The sequence below is a fragment of the Caulobacter sp. RHG1 genome (assembly GCF_013181195.1).
Classification (GTDB): domain Bacteria; phylum Pseudomonadota; class Alphaproteobacteria; order Caulobacterales; family Caulobacteraceae; genus Caulobacter.
Window position 1 is genome coordinate 546,816 of the sequence record NZ_SMZP01000004.1, and the last position, 22,622, is coordinate 569,437.

Below are 22,622 nucleotides of genomic sequence, written 5' to 3' on the forward strand. Positions count from 1 at the left end.
TTGCTCACCGTTTGCTACGACCGGTCATCGATAGGGAGACGGTCATGAGCCTGGACGGACGCTACGACGCCGACAACATCTTCGCCAAGATCATCCGCGGCGAGATCCCCAGCGTAAAGGTGTTCGAGGACGACAAGGTCCTGGCCTTCATGGACGTCTTCCCGCAGTCGCGCGGCCACGCTCTGGTGATCTCCAAGACCAGCCAGGCGCGCAACATCCTGGAGATCGAGCCGCAGGCGCTGGCCGAGGTGGCCGTCGCCGCTCAGAAACTGGCCAAGGCGGTGGTCGCGGCCCTGAAGCCCGACGGCGTGGTCGTCACTCAGTTCAACGGCGCGCCGGCCGGCCAGACGGTGTTCCATCTCCACGTCCACGTCATCCCTCGCTACGAGGGCGCTGAGCTGGGTCGCCACGGCGCTGGCGGCATGGCCGATGTCGAAGAGCTGAAGGCCCTGGCGGAGAAGATTTCGGCGGCGCTCTGATCGCGTCGAAAGTCGGGTAGAGCGCCAACGGCGTTCGTCGAATCCTGTAGGGCTCCGGCATCTATTCGCGGAGCCCGCCATGACCGACACCGACGCAGCGCCCCGAGGCCTGTTTCGCCTCGTCTACGCCAGCCGTTTCACGGGCGCGGATCGTGATCTCGATGAGGCGCTGCGCTCGATCCTGGCCAAGTCGATCCAGAACAACCGGTTGGTCGATGTCACCGGATTTCTGGTGGCGGGGGAGGGGCGCTTCCTGCAACTGCTGGAGGGACCAGTGGACAGCGTGCAAGCGACCTACGAGCGCATCGCCCGGGATCCTCGCCATGCCGATCTCGCCGTAATCGCATCAGGTCCCGCCGATCGGCGACTGTTCCGCGATTGGAACATGGGCCAGCACCGTCTCGGCGCCGCCGACGCGGCCTTGCTGGCCGAGGCCGGGCAACAGACCTTTGAGCCTGCAGGGCTGGACCCCGAAGTGGCCGTGCGCCTGCTGGCCGCGGCGGGCGGTCGTCACCTGCGCTAGTGGCTAAGGAGCTAGTTTGATCAGCGCCGTGAAGATGGTCGTCAGGACGGCCACGCCGCTCAGGATCGCCCCGAATGTTTCTGTTTTATCCAAAATGTTCCGCGACCCAAACGAAAAGGGCCCGGATCGCTCCGGGCCCTTCGCTGGTCTGTAAAGCCTAGGCCTATTCGGCCATTTCCGGCTCGGCCTCGTCGGTCTTGCCGGCCTTGGCGTCGCCGTTGCTGGCGATGTCGAAGCCGATCTTGCCGTTTTCCAGCAGGATCTTGACGTGGCCGCCGCGCACCAGGCGTCCGAACAGGATGTCGTCGGCCAGGGGCTTCTTGATGTGCTCCTGGATGACGCGAGCCAGGGGGCGCGCGCCATAGAGCTCGTCGAAGCCGTTCTTGGCCAGCCAGTCGGCCGCGTCGTCGCTCAGCTCGATCGTGATGTTGCGGTCGGCCAGCTGAGCCTCCAGCTGCATCACGAACTTCTGCACGACCTGGCGGATGATGTCCGAGGTCAGCGGCTTGAAGGCCACGACCGCGTCCAGGCGGTTGCGGAACTCCGGCGTGAACAGGCGCTTGAGGGCGGCCTCTTCCTCGCCTTCGACCTTCGAACGGCCAAAGCCGATCGAGTTGCGCTGCGCGTCGGACGCCCCCGCATTGGTGGTCATGATCAGGACCACGTTGCGGAAGTCGACCTTCTTGCCGTTGCTGTCGGTCAGGGTGCCGTTGTCCATCACCTGCAGCAGGATGTTGTAGACATCCCCGTGCGCCTTCTCGATTTCGTCGAGCAGGACGACGGCGTGGGGGTGCTGGTCGACCGCGTCGGTCAGCTGACCGCCCTGGTCGAAGCCGACATAGCCGGGAGGGGCGCCGATCAGGCGGCTCACGGTATGACGCTCCATGTACTCCGACATGTCGAAGCGCAGCATCTCGATGCCCAGGGTCTGGGCGAGCTGTTTGGCGGCTTCGGTCTTGCCGACACCGGTCGGGCCGCTGAACAGATACGAGCCGATCGGCTTGTTCGGTTCACGCAGGCCGGCGCGGGCCAGCTTCATGGCGGCCGACAGCTGGCTCAGGGCCTCGTCCTGGCCGAACACCGCGCGCTTCAAATCGGTCTCGAGTTCCTTGAGGGCCTCGGTGTCCGACTTGCTGACCGACTTGGGCGGGATGCGGGCGATCTTGGCGACGACGCCTTCGATCTCCTTGACGCCCAAGGTCTTTTTGCGACGGCCTTCCGGCAGCAGCATCTGGCTGGCCCCGGCCTCGTCGATCACGTCGATCGCCTTGTCCGGCAGCTTGCGGTCGGTGATGTACTTGGCCGACAGCTCCACCGCGACCTTGATGGCCTCGTTGGTGTACTTCAGCTTGTGGAAGTCCTCGTAGTAGGACTTCAGGCCCTTGAGGATCTTGATCGTGTCCTCGACCGTCGGCTCGTTCACGTCGATCTTCTGGAAGCGACGGACCAGGGCCCGATCCTTCTCGAAGTGCTGGCGGAACTCCTTGTAGGTGGTCGAGCCCATGCAACGCAGCGAGCCGGAAGCCAAAGCGGGCTTCAGCAGGTTCGACGCATCCATCGCCCCGCCGCTGGTTGCGCCGGCGCCGATCACGGTGTGGATCTCGTCGATGAACAGCACCGCGTTCGGGTGGTTCTCCAGTTCCTTGACCACCTGCTTGACGCGTTCCTCGAAGTCGCCGCGATAGCGGGTGCCGGCCAGCAGCGCGCCCATGTCGAGCGAGAAGATGGTGGCTTCCGCCAGGACCTCAGGGACCTGGTTGGTGATGATCTTGCGGGCCAGGCCCTCGGCGATGGCGGTCTTGCCGACGCCGGGATCACCCACGAGCAGCGGGTTGTTCTTGGTGCGACGGCACAGGATCTGGATCGCGCGTTCGACTTCGTTCGCGCGGCCGATCAGCGGGTCGACCTTGCCCTGGCGGGCCTTCTCGTTGAGGTCGACGCAATAGGCCTCGAGAGCCTCGCCGCCCGTCTTGGTGTTGGGCTTCTCGCCGTCGTCCTCGGTCGAATTCGAGCCGACGCTGGCGCCCTTGACGTTCTTGGGCTCGGAGGCGCCGGCCTTCTTGGCGATGCCGTGGGCGATGAAGTTCACCGCGTCGTACCGCGTCATGTCCTGCTCTTGCAGGAAGTAGGCGGCATGGCTCTCGCGTTCGGAGAAGATCGCGACCAACACGTTGGCGCCGGTCACTTCCTCGCGGCCCGACGACTGGACGTGGATCACCGCGCGCTGGATCACGCGCTGGAAGCCGGCGGTGGGCTTGGCGTCCTCGTCGTCGTCGACGACCAGCGAGGCCAGTTCGACGTCGAGATAGTTGGACAGGCTCTTCTTCAGCGCGGCGAGATCGACGTCGCACGCGCGCATAACTCCGGCGGCGTCCTCGTCGTCGGTCAGGGAAAGCAGAAGGTGCTCGAGCGTGGCGTACTCGTGCTTACGCTGGTTGGCGTAGGCCACGGCGCGATGCAGGGATTCTTCCAGGGGGCGCGAAAAAGAGGGCAATGGGGGAGGCTCCTCAGTCCTTTTCCATGGTGCACTGCAGGGGGTGCTGATGGCGCCGCGCAGAGTCGATGACCTGCGCGACCTTGGTTTCTGCGACTTCGTAAGTGTAGACGCCGCATACGCCGACGCCGTTCTGATGAACGTGCAGCATGATGCGCGTAGCGTCTTCACGCGACTTATTGAAGAACCGCTCGAGAACGTAGACCACGAACTCCATTGGAGTGTAGTCGTCGTTGAGAATCAGAACTCGATAAAGCGAGGGCTTCTGCGTCTTCGGCTTCACTTCCGTGACGACCGACGACCCAGCGCCGCTGCTTTGTCCGCCTTGCTTCCGCTCGGCCATCGACTTGTTCTCTCCCGGCGGGCAAATCACCCGCCTGCCTGAATTAGATATGGAAACGCGACGGCTTTGGAAGAGCCTGAGACGCGCCTGCGCCGCTTTAGCACAGGGGCGCCCGGGTTTTCGGCTTCACATTTGGGAGAGCGAAGACCGCGCGCGAACGGTTCCTTTTGGGAGAAGCCCAAATGGTTAGCGTCAGCGGAGATCGCAAGAGGGGTGGCGTCAGCGTCCCTTCAGCGCCCGACCGCTGACCACGGCCGCTGCGCCGAACTTGCCGCGCAGGGCGTCGATGGCGGTCTCGCTCTTCAGCGTGCGGCGTTCCTCGTCGGCGAACATGTCGGCGCCGGCGCTCTCGGCGTCCATGAAGTCGGTCAGGCCCGCGCCGATCAGGCGATAGGAGAGGCCGCCCGGCTCGGCGGCCAGCAGTTCGCGGGCGACTTGGAACAGGGTGCGGGCGGTTTGGGTCGGCACGGCCAGGGTGCGGCGGCGGGTGTGGATCTTGAAATCCGGCGTGCGCAGCTTCAGCGTCGCCACCCGGCCGGCGACGCCTTCCTTGCGGGCCTGCTTGGCGACCTTTTCACAGAGCGGCCAGAGCTCGTCCTCCAGCGCCTCGCGCTGGTTGAGGTCGTCGTTGAAGGTGGTCTCGGCGCTGATCGTCTTGCGAGATTGCTCGGGATCGACGAGACGGCTGTCCTGGCCGTGGGCCAGGCGATGCAGGCGCAGGCCTCCCGAGCCCAGGCGGTTGGCCAGAAACTTAAGGTCCGCCGCCGCGATATCGCCGACGGTGCGCAGGCCAACCTCGGCCAGCGACGAGACGGTGGCCGGTCCGACGCCGGGCAGGATGCTGACCGGTTTGCCCGCCAGAAAGCTCTGCGCCTCGGCCGCCCCAATCGCCGAGAAGCCGCGGGGCTTGTCCAGTTCCGAGGCGATCTTGGCCAGGAACTTGTTGGGGGCAAGGCCGATCGAGACGGTCAGGCCGATGTCGCGCTCGATCTCGGCCTGCAAGCGGGCCAGCATCGCTGCCGGCGTCGCGCCGTGCAGGCGGTCGGTGCCGGTCAGGTCGATCCACGCCTCGTCCAGCGACAGCGGCTGGATCAGGGGCGTCAGGCGGTCCAGCTTCTCATGGATCAGCCGGCTGGCTTCCTTGTACTTGGCGAAGTCGGGCTTGATGACCACGGCGTCGGGGCACAGCTTCAGCGCCTTGAACATCGGCATGGCCGAGCGCGCGCCGCTCATGCGGGCGATGTAGCAGGCGGTGGTCACCACCCCGCGCTTGCCGCCGCCCACGATCACCGGCTTGTCGCGCAAGGATGGATCGTCGCGCTTTTCGACCGAGGCGTAGAAGGCGTCGCAGTCCAGATGGGCGATCGACAGCGTTCCCAGTTCTTCATGAAAAACCACGCGCGGCGAGGCGCAGGAAGGGCAGCGCGCGGCCTTGCGCTCGCCGGTCCACCCGCAGTCGCGGCACAGGGCCTTCATGGGAGCAGTCTCAGCCTTCCGCCGGCCACAGCCAGGCCGCGCCACGGACGCCGGAGCTGTCGCCGTGCACGGCCTTCTTTACCGGAGTCTCGAAGACGTCGGAAAAGACGTGCGGGGTGATGGCGGCGGGCAGGCGCTCGTAAAGAGCATCGACGTTCGACATGCCGCCACCCAGGACGATGACGTCGGGATCGATCAGGTCGCACAGCGCGGCGAAGGCGCGCGCCAGGCGGTCGACATAGCGATCCAGCGCCGCCGAGGCTGCGGGATCGCCCGCGCCGACAGCGTCCATGGTCGCCTGACCGGTGGGAAAGCCCGCGTCGCGCGAGAAGCTGGGGCCGGCGATCCAGGTCTCCAGGCATCCCTTGCGGCCGCACCAGCAGTCGGGGCCGGGATACTCGTCGGGGCGAGGCCAGGGCAGGGGCGTGTGGCCCCATTCCCCGGCGATGCCGTTGTGGCCGTCGAGAATCTTGCCGTCGACGACCACGCCGCCGCCGCAGCCGGTGCCCAGGATCGCGGCGAACACCACGGGCGCGCCGGCCCCCGCGCCGTCGGCGGCTTCCGACAAGGCCAAGCAGTTGGCGTCGTTGGTCAGGCGCACGGGGCGGGCCAGGCGCTGGGCCAGGTCCTGCTCGAACCGGCGACCGTTCAGATAGACGCTGTTGGCGTTGCGGATCAGTCCGGTGCGCGGCGAGGCCGAGCCGGGAATCCCCAGGCCCAGCCGCGCGCAGCTGGCGCCGGCCATGGTCTCGGCGTCGGTCACCAGTTCGGCGACCACTTCCAAGGCGTCATCATAGTTGCCGGGGTTGGGCTTACGCACCCGCGCCACGAACGCGCCTGTGGGATCCAGCGCGGCGGCCTCGATCTTGGTGCCGCCGAAGTCGATGCCGAACCGGATCATGAAAACAGGCGCTCCTCGATGGCGGTCTTCAGCCTGGGCCATTCGTCGATGCGGACGTGGCGATCCGGCGCCGACGGGGCGAACGGGCGCAGGCGCTCGTCGCTGACCATCTGGAACCGTCCCACGTCTGGAGCCTTCTCCGCCACTGATTCCAGCTGCGGCAGAAGATCGTCGATGAACACCGCGCGGCCGCTGGTGCGTCCGGCCAGCTCGGCCGCGGCGGGGCCCTTAGGGCCGCTATTGATAATGAGCGGATAGTCGAAGCCGTGGGTCTTCAGCCACTGGGCCCGCGCTAGCCGGCCGTGCTCGGGGGCGTTGGTCAGAATCACCACCTCGGCCCGGGTCGACAGGTCCGCCAGAGCATCGGCCGCGCCGATCGCCGGCGGGAGGTCGTCGGCCCCATCACGGAAGAAATCGTCGAACAAGGCCTTGCCCGCGATCAGATCGAGGTGTTCCGTCTCTCCGGGGCGATAGATGTTCTGGAACAGAGCGAACCGGTCCACCCGCAGTTCGAAGCCGTGGCGCTCGATAAAGGCGCCGAAGCCGAACATGAACTGGGCCAGCACCTCGTCGACATCGACGATGACTAGCGCGGCCGTTGGGGTGACAGGGCAGGCCTGCAGGTCTGAGAAGCGCGGTTCCATGAGCGTCGATCGGTCTCGTCTTAACGCGATTAGCGCGGGCTTAAGGATATCCGTGCGATCCAGTTCTGGAAGACGGCGCGAATCCGTAGGCGTCGCCACGTGACCGTCTGGTCGGGGTAAGGATGACGAAGAAAGTCCTCATCGTGGAGGATAACGAGCTGAACATGAAGCTGTTTCATGATCTGCTCGAAGCCCAGGGTTACGAGACCCTGCAGACCCGCGAGGGTCTGTCGGCGCTTTCCATTGCGCGTGACAACAAGCCCGACCTGATTCTGATGGACATCCAGCTGCCGGAAATTTCTGGCCTGGAAGTCACCAAGTGGCTCAAGGAAGACGACGATCTGGCCCACATTCCGGTGGTGGCCGTGACGGCCTTCGCCATGAAGGGCGACGAGGAGCGGATCCGCGAGGGCGGCTGCGAGGCCTATATCTCGAAGCCGATTTCGGTGGTCCACTTCCTGGACACCATCAAGCGTCTGCTGGACCGGCAGCCCGCATGAGCGCGCGTATCCTCGTCGTCGACGACATCGAGGCCAACGTCCGCCTGCTCGAGGCCAAGCTGACGGCCGAGTACTACGAGGTCACGACCGCCATGGATGGGCCGACGGCCCTGGAAATGGCTGCGCGAGATCTGCCCGACATTATCCTGCTGGACGTCATGATGCCTGGCATGGACGGCTTCACCGTCTGCCGGAAGCTGAAGGAAGACGCGCTCACCCGCCATATCCCGGTGGTGCTGATCACGGCCCTGGACGGCCGCGCCGATCGCATTCAGGGCCTGGAATCGGGCGCCTCAGACTTTCTGACGAAGCCGATCGACGACGTCATGCTGTTCGCCCGCGTGCGCAGCCTGACCCGCTTCAAGCTGGTCATCGACGAGTTGCGCCAGCGCGAGGCCTCGGGCCGTCGCATGGGCGTGATCGCCGGCGCCGCCGCCCGCCTGGACGGTCTGGGCGGCCGGGTGCTGGTCGTCGACGACAACGAACGTCAGGGCCAGCGCGTCGCCGCCGAACTGGCCGGCGAGCATCGCCCGGTGGTCGAAAGCGATCCCGAAAAGGCCAAGATCAGCGCCGGCGGTCCCGTCGACCTGGTTATCGTCAACGCCGCGGCCAAGAGCTTCGATGGTCTGCGCTTCACCGCCGCCTTGCGGTCTGAGGAGCGCACCCGTCAATTGCCGGTCCTGGCGATGGTCGATCCCGACGACCGCAACCGGATGGTCAAGGCGCTGGAAATCGGCGTCAACGACATCCTGCCGCGTCCGATCGACCCACAAGAGCTGTCGGCCCGGGTCAAGACCCAGATCCAGCGCAAGCGCTACACCGACTATTTGCGCAACAACCTCGATCATTCGCTGGAACTGGCGGTCACCGACCAGCTGACGGGCCTGCACAACCGTCGCTACATGACCGGCCAGCTCGATTCGCTGGTCAAGCGCGCGACCATGGGCGGCGAGCCGGTCTCGGCTCTGCTGATCGACATCGACCACTTCAAGAAGATCAACGACACCTTCGGCCACGATGTCGGCGACGAGGTGCTGCGCGAGTTCGCTCTGCGGCTGGCCTCCAATGTCCGCGCCATCGACCTGCCTTGTCGCTACGGCGGCGAGGAGTTCACGGTGATCATGCCCGACACCCAGCTGGCCGACGCTCTGCGCATCGCCGAGCGGATCCGCAATCACGTGTCGGGCGCGCCGTTCAAGGTGGCTCAGGGGCGCGAGCTGCTGACGGTGACCATCTCGATCGGCGTCTCGGCCACGGGCGGGCAGGGCGACACCCCCGAGACCCTGCTCAAGCGCGCCGACGAAGGCGTGTACCAGGCCAAGGCCTCGGGCCGGAACGCGGTGGTCGGCAAGGCCGCCTAGGCCTTTCCATTCTTACCTTTTTTGGATTGGCGTCGCAGCGCGCGGCGTCGCATGCTCTCGCTTGAGAAACCGGTGTCATCAGCCGGTCCAGTTCAGTGGGAGCGTTACGTCCATGCCAATCACCCATCGCCGCGCCGTCCTGGCGGCCGCCGGCCTCGGCGCGCTCGTCGCCGCAGCGCCCGCAGGCGCCGCCGGTCAAGACAAGAAGGCCGCCGCCGCCAAGCCGGCCCTGCGCTTCAATCCCCGTGATTTCGGCGCGGTCGGCGATGGCGTGGCCAAGGACACCCACGCCGTGCAGATGGCCCTGGATCGTTGCGCCGTGTTCGGCGGCGGCGAGGTGGTGCTGACGGCGGGGACCTATTTGGTCGGCGCGATCCGCATCGGTTCGGAGACCATCCTGCGGATCGAGGAGGGCGCGACCCTTCAGGGCTCGCCGGATCTCGCCGACTATCCCGTTGTCCAGGTCCGCTGGGAGGGCCGTTGGGTTCCCGGCTATATCGGGCTGGTCTGGGCGCAGGGCGCGCGCAACATCGTCATCACGGGCAAGGGCAAGATCGTCGCCAGCGACGCCATCAAGGGCCGCGTGCAGAAGGAGACGGGTCTGCGCCATCCGGCGCTGCTGGAATTCGTGGATGTCCAGCGTCTGGTGGTCGCGGACGTCCACACGCAGCAGAACGACATGTGGTCGATCCATCCGGTCTACTGCGACGACGTCGTGTTCCAGAACATGGTGATCAATGGTCGCGCCGACGGCATCGACGTCGATTCCTGCCGCCGGGTGGTGATCGACCGCTGCGATTTCGACACCGTCGATGACTGTATCTCGCTGAAGTCGGGCCGGGGCCTGGAAGGCAACCTGATCGCCCGCCCGACCGAGGATGTGGTGATCACCGACTGCACCTTCCGCGACCATCGCTGGGCCTGCGTCGGCATCGGCAGCGAAACCTCTGCCGGCATCCGCCGTGTACGGATCGAGCGCTGCAAGTGCCTGTCGTCCTACACCTTCGCCATCTACATCAAGAGCCGGCCGGGGCGGGGCGCGTTCATCGAGGACATCGTCATGCGCGACCTGGAGGTCTCGGGCGCAGGCGGTGGCTTCCTGCGGCTGAATTTCCTGGACAGCGGCAAGCAGGACCAGTTCCCGGTTCCCGGCCACGACGGCATTCCCACGGTGCGCAACTTCACCTTCGAGCGGATCAAGGTTTCCGACGTCCCGGTGCTGGTCGAGGCGGTCAACATCCACCCCGACAAGCCGCTGGACGGCTTTGTACTGAAGGACATCACCGGCACGGCCAGAAAGGGCATGGTGCTGGCCAACATCAAGAACGCCACGCTGAAGAACATCGACGTCCAGGTGGCCGAGGGGCCGAAGCTGGCGGTCAGCCAAGTGACGGGCAAGGGGCTGGAGGGCGCGGTGGCGCTGGCTCCGACGGTGCGGCCGACGGACGTGGTCGGGGTCGAGTACCGGCTGGGGATGACCAGCGGGAAGCCGAACTAGCATCTCCCGCCGTCATCCCGCGCCTTATGCGCGGGAGACGCTGAGGGACGGACGTGGGTTACATTTCATCGCCGAAACCCATCTCGTCTTGCGCCTGTCACGCTTCCGCGCCAAACCGCTGGGCATGAAAACGATGCTCCTCAGCGGCGTTCTCGCCGCCACGCTCGCGACCGGCTTTGCCGCTGACGCCGAGACGAAGCCCGACCCTAAGCTGGTCGTGGTGATCTCGATCGACCAGTTCAGCGCCAATCTCTATGCTCAGCACCGGGGTGAATTCACCGGCGGCTTGAAGACGCTGAGCCAGGGCGTGGTCTATCCCAACGGCTACCAGTCGCACGCCTTCACCGAGACGTGCCCGGGTCACTCGACCTTGCTGACGGCCAAGCATCCCAACAAGACCGGCATCAGCGCCAACGACTGGTACGACCGCGCGACGGGCAAGACCGTGTACTGCCTGGCCGACCCGGCGGTGACTCTGGCCGACGGCGGTCGCCCGGTCAGCCCGGTCAACATGGTCGCCACGACCTATGGCGACTGGCTGAAGGACGTCTCGCCGACCAGCCGCGTCTATGGCGTGTCGGGCAAGGACCGCGGCGCGATCACGATGTCGGGCCACAAGGCCGACGGCCAGTTCTGGTACCAGCCGGGCTATGGCTTCACGACCTGGATCGCCAAGGACCAGACCGCCGAAGCCCGCATGAAGCCGATCGCCGCCTTCAACGCGAAGCTGGCCGCCGATCAGGCCAAGAAGCCGTTCGTCTGGACCTACGCCCCAGGCTCGGCCAAGCGCTGCAAGGCGCTGGAGGCTGACTACAAGACCGGTGACCGTTCGTGGCGCGCGGCGCTGCCGATTGCTCCCGCGACGACCGACGCCGACAAGGCTCGCGATCTCTACGCAAGTCCCTATACAGACGAAAAGACCCTGGAGCTGGCCCAGACGCTGCGCGAGGCCAATGGCCTGGGCGACGGCCCGCAGGTCGACGTCCTGACCATCAGCCTGTCGGCCACCGACTTCATCGGTCACCGCTATGGCGCGCGCGGCCCGGAGATGTGCGACCAGTTGGCCCGCCTGGACGATCGCCTGGGCGTGTTCCTCAAGAGCCTGGACAAGGTCAAGGGCGGGGTCCTGGTGGCCCTGGCGGCCGACCACGGGGGCTCCGACTTCGCCGAGCGCCTGCATGGCGAGAGCTACGGGACCGAGCGCGTCATCGGCAAGACTTGGATCGCCAAGCTGAACGCCCAGCTGCGCACCGACCTGGGCCTGACATGGGATCCGCTGCTGGCCGAGGGCGGCATCGACCAGATCTATGTCGTCGGTCCCGACGGCAAGACGCCGTCGCTGGCCGACCGCATGCGCGTCACCGCCGCGGCCCTGGTGCTGATGAACCGCGATCCGGTCGTGGCCGGGGCCTTCGACTCCAACGCCATCCTGACGGCCGAGCCCGCGCCGGCCGACGCTTCGCCCGAGGAGATCTCGCTGGTCGAACGCCTTCGCCGCAGCGCCTATCCGGGCCGGGTGGGCGACATCCTGATCGCCTTCAAGCCTGATCGTATTCCCGCCACCGCCGGCGCGACCTATGTCGCCACCCACGGCAGCCCCTGGGATTACGACCGCCGTATCCCGATCCTGTTCTGGTGGAAGGGCGCGACGCCGCACGAGCGGGTCCTGCCGCTGGACACGGTGGACATCGCTCCGACCCTTGCCGCCGTCACAGGCGTCAAGCCGCCGGCGGATGTCGACGGCGTGTGCAGGTCGCTGGTTTATGGTCAAGCTTGCTAGGACGGGCTTTTAGAAACGTCACAAGCGGTCGCTAGTCCTTCCCCTCTCGGGGGAACGCATGGGCTACGACCGCTTCTACTTCCTGAAGAAGGCCTACGGAATCTATCCGGGCGTCTTGCGCCCGGTTTCGGCGCGTTGCCTTGAGCCGCACTATGCCCACCGGCGCGCTAGGCGTGGTCCGGTCAGGGCAGGGTTGGACGTGCTGGTCGGCCTGGCCTTCCGCGCCTGGATCCCCGGTCGCGCGGCCAAGGTGCAAAAGAGGTTCGGCCTGAGCGAGGCCTGGCGCGAGCGGGCCATCGAGATCGCCCGCGCCCGTTTCGTCGATCCCAACGACCTCGCGCTTTTTCGCATCGAAACCCCGGACCAGCTGGATGTCTATGTCCGCCGGTTCGAGGATGCGGCCCTGAACAAGAAGATCAATCCGCTGGGCTGGACCTCCGCCTGCGTGCTGGCCGACAAGGTCCGCTTCCAGGCCCGTTGCGCCGAGGCCGGCCTGCCGCATCCGCGCACCGTGGCCCTGGTCAAGGATGGTCGCGTGACGATGAAGGCCGATCCCGCGGGGCGCGACCTGGTGGTCAAGCCGGCGGACGGGGAGGGCGGCGACGGCGTCGTCATCCTGGAGCGTGTCGTGGACGCCGCCGATCTTTCCGCGCGACTGCCCAAGGCGCGCGGCGCTTTCGTGGTTCAGGATCGCGTGCAGACCCATCCGGCCTTGCTGGGCCTGGCGCTGGACGCCCTGCCGACGGTGCGGATCGTGACCATGATCGACGAGGTCGGCGCGCCCGAGGTGGTCAGCGCCACCTTCCGCTTCGCCTCGGTGGCTGGGGCGAGGGTGGACAACATGAAGGCCGGCGGCCTGATCTCGGCGGTGGACCTGCCGGTCGGCGCCTTGGGCCTAGCCTGCAAGGGCTATGGCGGCGGCGACCACGCCGTGCATCCCGTGACCGGTGCGGCGATCATCGGCCGCAAGCTGCCCGACTGGGCCGCGGCCAAGGGGCTGGTGCGGCGGGCTCATGCCGAGACCTTCGCCGACTACGCCCTGATCGGCTGGGACGTGGCCCTGACGCTCGACGGTCCGGTTCTGATCGAGGCCAACGGCAAGCCTGGCGTGCTGATGCCTCAGCGCGCCGCTCGCCAGGGCCTGGCGAGCGGCCGCTATGGCGCGCTGCTGGCTTATCATCTTGCCATTAAACCTTAGCGCGACCGTCACAGGCCGCGCCTAGGCTCGGAAACTCGTCATCGACAAGGCGGATCAGCGGGAGGGGGCTCTTGCCGGACGCCAGCCTGGGGAGGCCCAGATGACTCGTTTCGCTCAGGCCTACATCGCGAGCCCGCGCAGCCTTCCGCTCGACGCCAAGCGCGCACTACGCATCATGCTCATCGCTAAGCACGCCAAGGGAACCGGCGCGCCGCATCCCGAGGATGGCACCCACGCGGTCTATCACCGCGAGATGCGCCAGACGTTGGAGGACATCGGCGTCAACCTGACGGTCGCTGACGACTATCGCGTGCTGTTCGAGCGCCCGGATGTCGACTTCCTGTTCCCGCTGCTGAACCGCGCGGGCTTCATGAACTCCGAGATGCTGGCCCCGCTGCTGTGCAACCGCCTGGACCTGCCATACCTGGGCGCCAGCCCGATCCTGCGCGGCCTGTCGGACGACAAGCACCTGACCAAGCGCGCCGCCGTGGCGCGCGGCGTCCCGACCGCGCCTTGGGCCGTCTACCGCCGCGGCGCGCCGATCGAGGAGGCCCACTGCCCGCAAGGGGCGCACTTCGTGATCAAGCCCAACGCCTCGTCGGCTAGCTGGGGCGTCAGCGACGCTCATGACTGGGTCGGGGTGCGCGCAGCGGTGGTCCGGCTCCACGCCGAGGGTCACGACGCCATCGTCGAGCGCTTCATCCACGGCCACGACATCGAGGTCTCGGCCATCACTCTGGACGGAGAGCCCCTCGTCCTGCCGACCCAGATCGTCGAGCAGGCCGATCCGTCCCTGCTGCGCACCTATGCGGAGAAGCGCAATCTCTCCGAGGGGCAGGCCTATGTGATCCGCCCGCTGGAGGACAGCCCGATGCTGCGCCTGGCCGAAGAGCGCGCCCGGGTGATGATGCGTGAGTTCATGCCCTTCGACTACGGCCGCTTTGAGTTCCGTCTCGACCTCTCTTCGGGCGAGCTACAGTTCCTGGAAGTCAATCTCAACTGCAATCTGTGGTCACGGAAGACCATCTCGATGGCCGCCCGCCAGATCGGCTGGAGCCACGAGGAACTGATCGAGACCATCCTGACCGAGAGCCTGGAACGCCAGGGCCTGATCCAGCGAGCGTATAATGTCGTCGCTGCCTGAATTTGTCGGTGTGATCCTGGCTGGGCAACGTCCCGGGCGTGTCGACGCCTTGGCCGAAGCCGCCGGCGTCGCGAACAAGAACCTCGTGCCGATCCAGGGCGCGCCGCTGGTGCGCCATGTCGTCGACGCCCTGGCCGCGACGCCAGGCCTGTCGCGCCTGCGCATCGTGGTCGAGCCTGGGACCGCGCCGCTGATCGACGCGGTGCTGCCCCACGGTGGTCGCGTGCAGATCGACTACGTGCCGGCGGCCAACAATCTGGCCGACAGCGTCTATGCGGCCGTGGAGGGCGTGGGCGACATGCCGATCCTGGTGACCACCGGCGACAACGTCCTGCTGACGCCAGGGGCGGTTGTGGACGTGCTGGCGGTGCTGCGGGGCGGGGCCGACGTGTCCCTGGCCATGGCCAGCCGCGAGTCGGTGTTGGCGGCCCATCCGGAGGGGCAGCGCCGGTTCTACAAGTTCTCGGATGACGCCTATTCCAACTGCAATCTCTACGCCTTCGCCGGCCCTGCCGCGACGACGGCGGCCGAGAGCTTCCGCAGCGGCGGACAGTTCGCCAAGAAGCCGATGCGGATGATCATGGCTCTGGGGCCTCTCAACCTAGCCCTGATGTTGATGGGCCAACTGTCGCTGCGTGGCGCGCTCAAACGCCTGGGTCGCCGCTTCCGCCTGAAGGTCGAGCCCGTGGTCCTGGCCGACGGCGCCCACGCCATCGACGTCGACAACGCCCGCACCTTTGCGGTGGCGGAGACTTTGCTGGCGCGGCGGGCGATGGCGGACGCGGCTTGAGCAGGGAATAGGCGGGGTTAACCCTATCCCCGATTAGGGGACTTTTTTAGTTTCCCGAACACGGCTGTCACGCATCTTCGACAAGACATCCCTGCGGGAGGGCGTGGTGATGAAGTCTAGAGTACGTGCGAAGAAGCATCAGTTTCCGGGCGGATGGCTTGTCTTGGGAATGTTGACCTGCGCGGTCCTGTTCTGGACCGGTGTCCAGGCCGACAGCCATCTGTCGGGCGGCCTGTCCACCGCCGCCATGCTGGGCGCGTTCGCCGCGCTCTGGATCGGGCCGGTGCTGGCCGCGATCACCGTGCTGTGGGGCAGCTTCGCGTTCTTCAAGTGGCTGGTGGTGGGGCGGTAGTCCCATCCGCTAGGCCGAGAATCAAAAACGCCCGGCTATCGCTAGCCGGGCGTTTTCGTGTCGTAGCGCGTAAAGGCGATCCTACTTGATCTTGCCTTCGCGGAATTCGACGTGCTTGCGGATGACCGGGTCGTACTTCTTCAGCACCATCTTTTCGGTCTTGGTGCGGGCGTTCTTCTTGGTGACGTAGAAGAAGCCGGTGTCCGCCGTCGAGTTGAGGCGGATCTTGATGGAAGCCGGTTTGGCCATGGTCGAATCCCTGCGATGGTCGCGCAGGTTCCCGCGCGTTGAATTGAGAGGCGCGGAACATACTCATCAATGACTCAAAGTCAATTGGCGGGTGAGCAGCGTCGGTAGGGAAAGTCCGCCGATCGCGCCTGGCCGTTCACCGAGCCCTCGATCCGGGCCACCAGCGTGTCCTTGTCCAAGAGGCGATAGAGAATCCGTTGCGGGAAATCGTGCTCCGGGGCCTCGAAGGTCACGGCGTTCTCGGCGATCTCCTTCACCGGAAACGCCGACTCGGCCTGGCCCGAGGGAATCGCCACGAAGCGCGGCTTGCCGTCGTCGCCGGGCACGATGCGCATGAATTCGTACTCGCGCAGCTTGCCGTCGCGGACCGTGCGACTCATGCCCAGCATCGTCCCGGCGGCGGGCGCCAGCCACTGTTCCTCGATCTTGGCGCCGCTCGGCCGCGTCAGGGTCCAGCAGCCGGCCAGGAAGGCCAGCTTGTCGACCTCGCTAGCGGCCAGCGCCAGGGCCAGAACCGAACCGATCATGCGAGCCTCCCTTTGGCTCGACCCTTAGAGATGGGTCAGATGCCGCTTGCCGTTCAGAAAGCGCATGAAGGGGGCCGGCCGTCCAGTCTGGGCCAGACGCTCGCCCACCTCGTGCAGCACGAAGCGGGTGATGTTGGGCAGGTCCAGGGCCATGGCCTCCTGGAAGTCGACCCAGGCGATCTCGTCCAGCTCGCCGCAGTCTGGGCGGCGGTCCAGGCTCAGCAGGGCCTCGGCCGGGGCCATGAAGAAGCGGGCGTCGAAGCGGCGCGGGCGATAGGGCGGGGTGATGGCTCGGGCCACGAAGCTGAGCGGCGCCAGGTCGGGCAGGGCGCCCTGGGCCAGGAACGGCCGCCAGGGCCCCGCGCCGGGCCGCTCGGGGGCTGGCTTGGCCAGCAGCAAGCCCGTCTCCTCGAAGGTCTCGCGGACGGCCGCCAGGGCCAGGGCGCGCGACAGGCGGGCGGGCTTGGCGTGACGAGGCTCCTGCTCCAGGCGGGCGGCGACCTCCGGCGTCAGCTCGCTGGCGCTGGGGGCGTCGTAGTCGCCCTTGTCGACTCGGCCGCCGGGAAACACCCACTTGTCGGGCATGAAGGCGTGGCCGTGGTTGCGGCGGCCCATCAGCAGGCGCGGCTGCGGACCGTCGCTGCGCACGATGATGACGGTGGCGGCGTGCTTGGGCTTCAGCGCCGCGCCGGTCTCGCGCACGGCGGCGTCGTTGACGGTGTCGAACTGGGCTTCGATCGGCGGCAGGGTCATGCGGCGAAGGTTAGACCGATTGCGCGTGCAGGAAAGACCGACGTAACGTCAGGCGTATCTTTGAGGGGCTCACCATGATCGGACGGATTTCCACCCTGGCGCTGGTCGCCGGGCTCTCGATGGGCGCGCCGGCGTTCGCGGCTCCCTCGCAGGCCCAGGTGGTCGCGGCGGCCAAGGCGGTCCAGCCAAAGGTCGTGGCCTGGCGGCGCGACATCCACGAGCATCCCGAGCTGGGCAACCAGGAGGTCCGCACCGCCGCCCTGATCGCCAAGGAACTGAAGGCGCTCGGCCTGGAGGTCCGCGAGGGCGTCGGCAAGACCGGCGTCGTGGGCGTTCTCAAGGGCGGTAAGCCCGGCAAGGTGGTGGCCCTGCGCGCCGACATGGATGGCCTGCCCGTCGAGGAGAAGACCGGCCTGCCGTTCGCCTCCAAGGTCACCGCGACGTGGGAGGGCCGCACGGTGCCGGTCATGCATGCCTGCGGCCACGACAACCACGTGGCCATGCTGCTGGGCGCGGCCACGGTGCTGGCCGGCATGAAGAAGGACATCGCCGGCACGGTGGTTTTCGTCTTCCAGCCCGCCGAAGAAGGCCCTCAGGCCGGCGAGGAGGGCGGCGCCAAGCTGATGATCCAGGACGGGGTGCTGGACAAGCCCAAGGTCGACGCGATCTTCGGCCTGCACATCGGCCCCGGCGACGCTCACGCCCTGAACTACCGACCCGAGGGCTTCTACGCCTCGTCCGACCGGCTGACGATCACGGTCAAGGGCAAGCAGACCCATGGCGCGCGGCCCTGGGCCGGCGTCGACATGGCCAGCGTCGCGGCCGACATCGTCCAGGCCGTCAACCAGATCGCCGCCCGCCAGGTCGATGTCGGCGCCTCGCCCTCGGTGGTGACCATCGCCGTCATCAGCATGGGCATGCGCCAGAACATCATCCCCGAGGACCTGAAGATGGAGGGGACAATGCGGACCTTCTCCAAGGCCCGGCATGACGACCTGATCGCTCGCGTGCAGAAGACGGTGGCCAGCATCGGCGACCGCTATGGCGCCAAGGCCGAGGCGGTGTTCAGCCAGCCCTATCCGGTGACCTACAACGACCCGGCGCTGTCGGCCTGGGTCAAGGCCAGCCTGGAGAAGGCCTCGCCCGGCAAGGTCGACGACAAGGCGGCGCTGGTGACCGGGGCCGAGGACTTCTCGATGTACGCCGAGAAGGTCCCGGCGGTGTTCGTGCAGTTGGGCGGCCGCAAGGCGGACGTGTCGGCGGCGGGGGCTCCGGCCAACCACTCGCCGTATTTCGACGTGGACGAGGCGACGCTGGAGACCGGCGTGAAGGCCGAGGTGTTCATGGCGCTGGATTATCTGGGGCGGAAGTAGGCTCAAGATCCTCCCCCGCGTTGCGGGGGAGGTGGCCCAGAGGGCCGGAGGGGGCTAGCTGGACGCGAGCCGCATTAGCCCCCTCAGTCGCTCCGCGACAGCTCCCCCGCATCGCGGGGGAGCATCTTGGCGGCGAACCACGGCGTGATCCTCCGCAGAGCCTCCTCGACCTCCGCCGTCGATACCGCGAAGCTGAAGCGGATGAACCGGTGGCCCTCGACCGGATCGAAATCCACGCCCGGCGCGGTCGCCACGCCCGTATCCCGCAGCAACTGCTGGCAGAAGCCCAGCGAGTCGTCGGTCAGGTGGCCGATGTCGGCCCAGATGTAGAACGCCCCGTCCGGCGGGGCGATCTTGCGCAGACCGAGCGCTGGCAAGGCCTCCAGCATCAGCTCCCGGTTACGGCGATAGACCTCGATATGGCCTTCCAGCTCGTCGAGGCAGTCCATGGCCGCCAGGCCCGCGTGCTGGCTCAGCGAGGGGGCGGTCAGGAACAGGTTGCCGACATAGGCCCGCGCCCGGTCCAAGTCCTCGCCCAGCGGTGTCAGCAGCCAGCCCAGCCGCCAGCCGGCCATGCTGAAGTACTTGCTGAAGCTGTTCACGATCACCGCGTCGGGCGCGTATTCCAGCATCGACGGCGTGCGGCCCGTGTAGCTGAGCCCGTGATAGATCTCGTCGCTGATGATGCGGATGCCGCGCGCGCGGCAGACCTGGGCGATCTTTTCCAGCTCCTCGGGCGCGATGATCGTGCCGGTGGGGTTGGCGGGGCTGGCGACGATGACGCCGGCCGGGGCGGGGTCCAGCGCCGCCAGATGCGCCGCCGTCAGCTGGAAGCGATCCTCCGGCCCGCAGGCGATCTCGACCGGCTCCAGGTGCAGCGCCTTGAGGCTGTTGCGATAGGCGACATAGCCGGGACGCGCCAGGGCCACCCGGTCGCCGGGCTTAAACAGGCTGGACAGAGCCAGCACCAAGGCCGGGGAAGCGCCGCAGGTCAGGACGATCCGCTCGGGCTCGACTGTGACGCCATAGAGCGTCTGGTAGCGCTGGGCGAGCCGCTCCCGGAGCAGGGGGCTTTCCCAATAGCCCATAGCCTCGGCGTCCAGCACTTGGTGCGCTTTCGCCAGAGCCTTGCTGGGCGCGCCGGTCGAGGGCTGGCCGAACTCCATGTGGATGATCGACGCGCCCTCCATCTTCAACTGATGGGCCAGACGGCTGATGGCGATGGCGTGGAAGGGTTCGATCTCGGCGCGCATGGGTGCTGCTTAGCGAGGTTTGAACCGCCGCGCAGCCCCCACCTGACCTGCTACGCAGGTCGTCCGCCCCCGAAGGGGGCAGACGGTGATCGTCTTCCCCCTTCGGGGGAGGAGGGCCGAAGGCCCGGAGGGGGCCTGTAGCCGCTAACGCCGCTTCCCGCGCCGAACCCCTTTCGGCAAACCCCCGCGCGGCTTGACGGCCGCCTGACGTCGCGCGCCCAGCCGGGGCCGGGGCGCGTTCGGGTCCGGGGCGACCGGTTCGCTCAGCATCTCGAATAGCAGGCCGCCGGTCACCGGCGTGGCCTCAACCAGCTTGACCTCGACGGTGAGGCCCAGCGGCCAGCGCTTGCCGGTGCGCTCGCCGACCAGGGCGTGCATCCGGTCGTCGTGGACGAAGAACTCCGCGCCCAGGGTCGAGACCGGGACCAGGCCGTCGGCGCCGGTGTCGGCCAGCTTGATGAACAGGCCAAAGCGGGTGACGCCGGTAATCCGGCCCGCGAAGCTGGCGCCGACCCGGTCGGCCAGGAAGGCGGCGATGTAGCGGTCGGTGGCGTCGCGCTCGGCGGCCATGGTCCGGCGCTCGGCGTGGGTGATGACTTCGGCCGTGTCCTTGATCTGGGCGATGTCCTGGTCGGTCAGGCCGTCGTCGCCCAGGCCCAGGGCGCGGATCAGGCCGCGGTGTACGATCAGGTCGGCATAGCGCCGGATCGGGCTGGTGAAGTGGGCGTACTTGGCCAGGTTCAGGCCGAAGTGGCCGATATTGTCGGCGCTGTAGTGGGCCTGCATCTGAGTGCGCAGGACCACCTCGTTGACGATCGCGGCGTGAGCGCCCTCGCGGGTCTCGTCCAGCAGCTTGTTGAACCGCGAGGTCTGCGGGGCCTCGCCCTTGTTCCAGCGGATCTCCAGCGTCTGCAGGAAGTCGGCCAGGTTCTGCACCTTCTCCAGGCTGGGCGTGTCGTGAACCCGGTAGATCACCGGCGAGCGCTTGGCCTCCAGGCTCTCGGCGGCGCAGACATTGGCCTGCACCATCATCTCTTCGATCAGCTTGTGGGCTTCGAGCGAAGCGCGCTTGGTGATCGAGGTGATCTCGCCCTCGCGGATGATGATCCGGCGCTCGTCGCTCTCGATGGCCAGCGGCGAGCGGGCGTCGCGGCCGATCTTCATCGTCCGATAGGCTTCCCACAGCGGCTGCAGGATGGGCTCCAGCAGCGGGCCGCTCTTGTCGTCGGGCTGGCCGTCGATCGCCGACTGGGCTTGCTCATAGGAGAGCTTGGCGGCCGAGCGCATCAGGCCGCGCACGAACTTGTGGCCCTTCTTGCGGCCCGACTTGTCGAACACCATCCGCACGGCCAGGGTCGCGCGGTTTTCGCTCTCCCGCAGCGAGCACAGGCCGTTCGACAGGGTCTCGGGCAGCATCGGCTCGACCCGGTCGGGGAAGTAGACGCTGTTGCCCTTCTCGCGGGCGTCGCGGTCCAGGGCCGAGCCAGGGCGCACATAGGCGGCGACGTCGGCGATGGCGACCCAGACCACCCAGCCGCCGACATTGGTCGCGTCGTCATCGGGGTGAGCATAGACGGCGTCGTCGTGGTCGCGAGCATCCACCGGGTCGATGGTCACGAACGGCAGCTGGCGCAGGTCCTCGCGGCCGGCCAGGGTCGGCTCGACGGCGGCCTTGGCCTCGCGTTCGGCCTCTTCGGAGAAGCCGGTCGGAATGCCGTGGCTGTGGATGGCGATCAGCGAGGCGGCGCGGGGATCGTTCTCGGTCCCGACGACCTCCAGCACCTTGCCGGGCTTAGGACCGTAGCGGCCGCCATGCGTGCCGACCTGGGCGAGGACCAGATCGCCGTCCTTCAGGTCGTGGGCGACGCTGGGGTCCAGCACCAGCACGTCCTTGGACTTGCGGTCGACCGGCTCGACGCGGATCTCCTTGCGGTGCTTGCGTATGACGCCCAGCACCTTGTGGGCGCTCTGGCCCAGTTTCTTGATCAGCTTGGCCTCGTACTCGCCGGTTTCCAGCTGTTCGAAGCGGACCAGCAGGCGGTCGCCCAGGCCCGGCGCGCCGGCGACGGCCTCGCCCTTGGTCGGGGCCAGGCGGACATTGGGCACGTCGTCGTCAGACTTGGTCAGCTTGACGAAGAGCTCGCCGTCATTGTCGCGCTCGACCACGTCGGCCACGCCGACGGGGGGCAGGGAGCCGGCTTCCGCAAAGCCCTTACGGCCGCGCTTGGCCAGGGCGCCTTGCGCCTCCAGCTCGCGGATCATCTCGCGCAGGGCGCGGCGGTCGGCGCCCTTGAGGCCGAAGTGACGGGCGATGTCGGCCTTGCCGCTCTCGCCGGCGTCGCGCAGGAACGCGATCAGCGTGTCTTTGTCCGGCAAGCCGGCGGGCGGCTTGGGCTTGAAGGTCTTGGTCGGGCGAAGTTTGGCCATGTCCTGCCTTAACGCGGTTCATGGGCTTAGGGAACGTGGGGATGCTGTAGAGCGCCCCCTCCGGCCCTTCGGGCCACCTCCCCCGCAGGCGGGGGAGGAGAAACGACCTTATCCTCCCCCGTGAAACGGGAGAGGTGGATCGCTGCGGATACGCAGCGAGACGGAGGGGGCGCTCAGTCTAGTACAGATCCTCGATCGATCGCGGCGGCGGCGGATCGGCCGGCTTCGGCGCGGTCGGAGTCGTAGTCGGCGCCGGCGTTGGCGCCGCAGCCGGCGGAGCTTCGATCACCGGCGGGGCTTCCTGCTCGACGGTTTCGACCTCGACGGCCTTGGGCTTGGGCTTCTCGGCCGGCGGCGGCTCGTAGGCAAGGGCGGGAGCGGCGTCCTTGACCGGCACGCCGGAGACCTCGGCCAGCGGCGCCGTCGAGGTTTCGGTCCCGCCGCGATCCAGCTCCATGGCCTTGGTCAGGCCCATGGCGAAACCGCCGGCGCAGCAGGCCAGCAAAGCGGCGATGACGACGCCAAGAGGAAGGGGCCGTTCCAACGAGGTCATGGCC

The 22,622-nt window shown here is 67.3% G+C and carries 23 protein-coding genes; 11 read left to right on the forward strand and 12 right to left on the reverse strand.

Going from position 1 to position 22,622, the window contains the following annotated elements; all coding sequences use genetic code 11:
• Positions 1–44: 44 nt before the first annotated feature.
• Together E1H18_RS13935 and E1H18_RS13940 are read left to right on the forward strand one after the other, a co-directional pair.
• Positions 45–479, forward strand: coding sequence for an HIT family protein (locus E1H18_RS13935; RefSeq protein WP_172269350.1), 435 nt, complete (start codon positions 45–47; stop codon positions 477–479).
• Between the two features lie 79 nt (positions 480–558).
• Positions 559–1,002 (forward strand): BLUF domain-containing protein, encoded by a 444-nt coding sequence (locus E1H18_RS13940; protein WP_172269352.1) that lies wholly within the window; start codon positions 559–561, stop codon positions 1,000–1,002.
• Between the two features lie 163 nt (positions 1,003–1,165).
• Here the strand turns inward: E1H18_RS13940 and clpA are convergent, their stop codons facing one another.
• The 6 genes from clpA to E1H18_RS13965 are packed head-to-tail and all read right to left on the reverse strand — an operon-like array spanning position 1,166 to position 6,860.
• Entirely contained in the window at positions 1,166–3,496 is a 2,331-nt protein-coding gene (clpA, locus tag E1H18_RS13945) for an ATP-dependent Clp protease ATP-binding subunit ClpA (RefSeq protein WP_172269354.1), read from the reverse strand.
• Between the two features lie 13 nt (positions 3,497–3,509).
• Positions 3,510–3,839, reverse strand: coding sequence for an ATP-dependent Clp protease adapter ClpS (gene clpS, locus E1H18_RS13950; RefSeq protein WP_172269356.1), 330 nt, complete (start codon positions 3,837–3,839; stop codon positions 3,510–3,512).
• A gap of 26 nt (positions 3,840–3,865) precedes the next feature.
• Positions 3,866–4,042 (reverse strand): hypothetical protein, encoded by a 177-nt coding sequence (locus E1H18_RS26765; protein WP_370526512.1) that lies wholly within the window; start codon positions 4,040–4,042, stop codon positions 3,866–3,868.
• A 16-nt stretch (positions 4,043–4,058) separates the two neighbouring features.
• Positions 4,059–5,315 (reverse strand): DNA polymerase IV, encoded by a 1,257-nt coding sequence (locus E1H18_RS13955; protein ID WP_172269358.1) that lies wholly within the window; start codon positions 5,313–5,315, stop codon positions 4,059–4,061.
• A gap of 10 nt (positions 5,316–5,325) precedes the next feature.
• Positions 5,326–6,216, reverse strand: a complete 891-nt coding sequence (locus tag E1H18_RS13960; RefSeq protein ID WP_172269360.1) for an ROK family protein — start codon at positions 6,214–6,216, stop codon at positions 5,326–5,328.
• The gene (locus tag E1H18_RS13965) at positions 6,213–6,860 is read right to left on the reverse strand and encodes a hypothetical protein (RefSeq protein WP_172269362.1); all 648 of its coding nucleotides are present in this window, start codon (positions 6,858–6,860) and stop codon (positions 6,213–6,215) included. Before E1H18_RS13965 ends, E1H18_RS13960 begins: the two co-directional genes overlap by 4 nt.
• 122 nt (positions 6,861–6,982) lie before the next feature.
• On the opposite strand from E1H18_RS13965, the gene divK reads away from it, so the two are divergent.
• From divK to E1H18_RS14005, 8 genes are all read left to right on the forward strand, one after another.
• Positions 6,983–7,360: a cell-cycle response regulator DivK gene (gene divK / locus E1H18_RS13970; protein WP_172269364.1), complete on the forward strand. Its 378-nt coding sequence runs from the start codon at positions 6,983–6,985 to the stop codon at positions 7,358–7,360.
• Positions 7,357–8,721 (forward strand): PleD family two-component system response regulator, encoded by a 1,365-nt coding sequence (locus E1H18_RS13975; protein WP_172269366.1) that lies wholly within the window; start codon positions 7,357–7,359, stop codon positions 8,719–8,721. The genes divK and E1H18_RS13975 overlap by 4 nt, the downstream gene beginning before the upstream one ends.
• A 112-nt stretch (positions 8,722–8,833) precedes the next feature.
• Complete coding sequence (locus E1H18_RS13980; RefSeq protein WP_172269368.1) at positions 8,834–10,219, forward strand: glycoside hydrolase family 28 protein; 1,386 nt, start codon at positions 8,834–8,836, stop codon at positions 10,217–10,219.
• 133 nt (positions 10,220–10,352) lie between these two features.
• Positions 10,353–11,999, forward strand: coding sequence for an alkaline phosphatase family protein (locus tag E1H18_RS13985; protein ID WP_172269587.1), 1,647 nt, complete (start codon positions 10,353–10,355; stop codon positions 11,997–11,999).
• Between the two features lie 58 nt (positions 12,000–12,057).
• Complete coding sequence (locus tag E1H18_RS13990) at positions 12,058–13,197, forward strand: sugar-transfer associated ATP-grasp domain-containing protein (RefSeq protein ID WP_172269370.1); 1,140 nt, start codon at positions 12,058–12,060, stop codon at positions 13,195–13,197.
• Between the two features lie 100 nt (positions 13,198–13,297).
• On the forward strand, positions 13,298–14,341 hold the full coding sequence (locus E1H18_RS13995) for a phosphoribosylglycinamide synthetase (protein ID WP_172269372.1): 1,044 nt from the start codon (positions 13,298–13,300) through the stop codon (positions 14,339–14,341).
• Positions 14,325–15,131: an NTP transferase domain-containing protein gene (locus E1H18_RS14000; RefSeq protein ID WP_172269374.1), complete on the forward strand. Its 807-nt coding sequence runs from the start codon at positions 14,325–14,327 to the stop codon at positions 15,129–15,131. The genes E1H18_RS13995 and E1H18_RS14000 overlap by 17 nt, the downstream gene beginning before the upstream one ends.
• Before the next feature lie 169 nt (positions 15,132–15,300).
• The gene (locus E1H18_RS14005) at positions 15,301–15,483 is read left to right on the forward strand and encodes a hypothetical protein (RefSeq protein ID WP_241736002.1); all 183 of its coding nucleotides are present in this window, start codon (positions 15,301–15,303) and stop codon (positions 15,481–15,483) included.
• 81 nt (positions 15,484–15,564) lie between these two features.
• Here E1H18_RS14005 and rpmG read toward each other — a convergent pair whose 3' ends face one another.
• The 3 genes from rpmG to E1H18_RS14020 all read right to left on the reverse strand — a co-directional run bounded on the left by rpmG (position 15,565) and on the right by E1H18_RS14020 (position 17,012).
• Entirely contained in the window at positions 15,565–15,732 is a 168-nt protein-coding gene (gene rpmG, locus E1H18_RS14010) for a 50S ribosomal protein L33 (RefSeq protein WP_010920317.1), read from the reverse strand.
• An 80-nt stretch (positions 15,733–15,812) separates the two neighbouring features.
• Positions 15,813–16,259: a DUF6265 family protein gene (locus E1H18_RS14015; protein WP_172269376.1), complete on the reverse strand. Its 447-nt coding sequence runs from the start codon at positions 16,257–16,259 to the stop codon at positions 15,813–15,815.
• A 24-nt stretch (positions 16,260–16,283) separates the two neighbouring features.
• On the reverse strand, positions 16,284–17,012 hold the full coding sequence (locus tag E1H18_RS14020; RefSeq protein WP_172269378.1) for an NUDIX hydrolase: 729 nt from the start codon (positions 17,010–17,012) through the stop codon (positions 16,284–16,286).
• A gap of 74 nt (positions 17,013–17,086) precedes the next feature.
• On the opposite strand from E1H18_RS14020, the gene E1H18_RS14025 reads away from it, so the two are divergent.
• The gene (locus E1H18_RS14025; RefSeq protein ID WP_172269380.1) at positions 17,087–18,385 is read left to right on the forward strand and encodes an amidohydrolase; all 1,299 of its coding nucleotides are present in this window, start codon (positions 17,087–17,089) and stop codon (positions 18,383–18,385) included.
• Between the two features lie 83 nt (positions 18,386–18,468).
• Here the strand turns inward: E1H18_RS14025 and E1H18_RS14030 are convergent, their stop codons facing one another.
• The 3 genes from E1H18_RS14030 to E1H18_RS14040 form a co-directional block, all read right to left on the reverse strand.
• Entirely contained in the window at positions 18,469–19,638 is a 1,170-nt protein-coding gene (locus E1H18_RS14030; protein ID WP_172269382.1) for a pyridoxal phosphate-dependent aminotransferase, read from the reverse strand.
• Between the two features lie 144 nt (positions 19,639–19,782).
• The gene (gene rnr / locus E1H18_RS14035; protein WP_172269384.1) at positions 19,783–22,065 is read right to left on the reverse strand and encodes a ribonuclease R; all 2,283 of its coding nucleotides are present in this window, start codon (positions 22,063–22,065) and stop codon (positions 19,783–19,785) included.
• 178 nt (positions 22,066–22,243) lie between these two features.
• A complete protein-coding gene (locus E1H18_RS14040; protein WP_172269386.1) occupies positions 22,244–22,618 on the reverse strand; it encodes a hypothetical protein in 375 nt (124 codons plus the stop codon).
• Positions 22,619–22,622: the final 4 nt, after the last annotated feature.

Coding starts and splice junctions, on each gene's coding strand:
- E1H18_RS13935 (WP_172269350.1), top strand. CDS start 45: ATGAGCCTGGACGGACGCTACGACGCCGACAACATCTTCGCCAAGATC.
- rpmG (WP_010920317.1), bottom strand. CDS start 15,732: ATGGCCAAACCGGCTTCCATCAAGATCCGCCTCAACTCGACGGCGGAC.
- E1H18_RS14025 (WP_172269380.1), top strand. CDS start 17,087: ATGATCGGACGGATTTCCACCCTGGCGCTGGTCGCCGGGCTCTCGATG.
- E1H18_RS13980 (WP_172269368.1), top strand. CDS start 8,834: ATGCCAATCACCCATCGCCGCGCCGTCCTGGCGGCCGCCGGCCTCGGC.
- E1H18_RS13960 (WP_172269360.1), bottom strand. CDS start 6,216: ATGATCCGGTTCGGCATCGACTTCGGCGGCACCAAGATCGAGGCCGCC.
- E1H18_RS14015 (WP_172269376.1), bottom strand. CDS start 16,259: ATGATCGGTTCGGTTCTGGCCCTGGCGCTGGCCGCTAGCGAGGTCGAC.
- E1H18_RS13975 (WP_172269366.1), top strand. CDS start 7,357: ATGAGCGCGCGTATCCTCGTCGTCGACGACATCGAGGCCAACGTCCGC.
- E1H18_RS14005 (WP_241736002.1), top strand. CDS start 15,301: ATGTTGACCTGCGCGGTCCTGTTCTGGACCGGTGTCCAGGCCGACAGC.
- E1H18_RS14000 (WP_172269374.1), top strand. CDS start 14,325: ATGTCGTCGCTGCCTGAATTTGTCGGTGTGATCCTGGCTGGGCAACGT.
- E1H18_RS13955 (WP_172269358.1), bottom strand. CDS start 5,315: ATGAAGGCCCTGTGCCGCGACTGCGGGTGGACCGGCGAGCGCAAGGCC.
- rnr (WP_172269384.1), bottom strand. CDS start 22,065: ATGGCCAAACTTCGCCCGACCAAGACCTTCAAGCCCAAGCCGCCCGCC.
- E1H18_RS14020 (WP_172269378.1), bottom strand. CDS start 17,012: ATGACCCTGCCGCCGATCGAAGCCCAGTTCGACACCGTCAACGACGCC.
- E1H18_RS13940 (WP_172269352.1), top strand. CDS start 559: ATGACCGACACCGACGCAGCGCCCCGAGGCCTGTTTCGCCTCGTCTAC.
- clpS (WP_172269356.1), bottom strand. CDS start 3,839: ATGGCCGAGCGGAAGCAAGGCGGACAAAGCAGCGGCGCTGGGTCGTCG.
- divK (WP_172269364.1), top strand. CDS start 6,983: ATGACGAAGAAAGTCCTCATCGTGGAGGATAACGAGCTGAACATGAAG.
- E1H18_RS14040 (WP_172269386.1), bottom strand. CDS start 22,618: ATGACCTCGTTGGAACGGCCCCTTCCTCTTGGCGTCGTCATCGCCGCT.
- E1H18_RS13965 (WP_172269362.1), bottom strand. CDS start 6,860: ATGGAACCGCGCTTCTCAGACCTGCAGGCCTGCCCTGTCACCCCAACG.
- E1H18_RS13985 (WP_172269587.1), top strand. CDS start 10,353: ATGCTCCTCAGCGGCGTTCTCGCCGCCACGCTCGCGACCGGCTTTGCC.
- E1H18_RS13990 (WP_172269370.1), top strand. CDS start 12,058: ATGGGCTACGACCGCTTCTACTTCCTGAAGAAGGCCTACGGAATCTAT.
- E1H18_RS14030 (WP_172269382.1), bottom strand. CDS start 19,638: ATGCGCGCCGAGATCGAACCCTTCCACGCCATCGCCATCAGCCGTCTG.
- E1H18_RS13995 (WP_172269372.1), top strand. CDS start 13,298: ATGACTCGTTTCGCTCAGGCCTACATCGCGAGCCCGCGCAGCCTTCCG.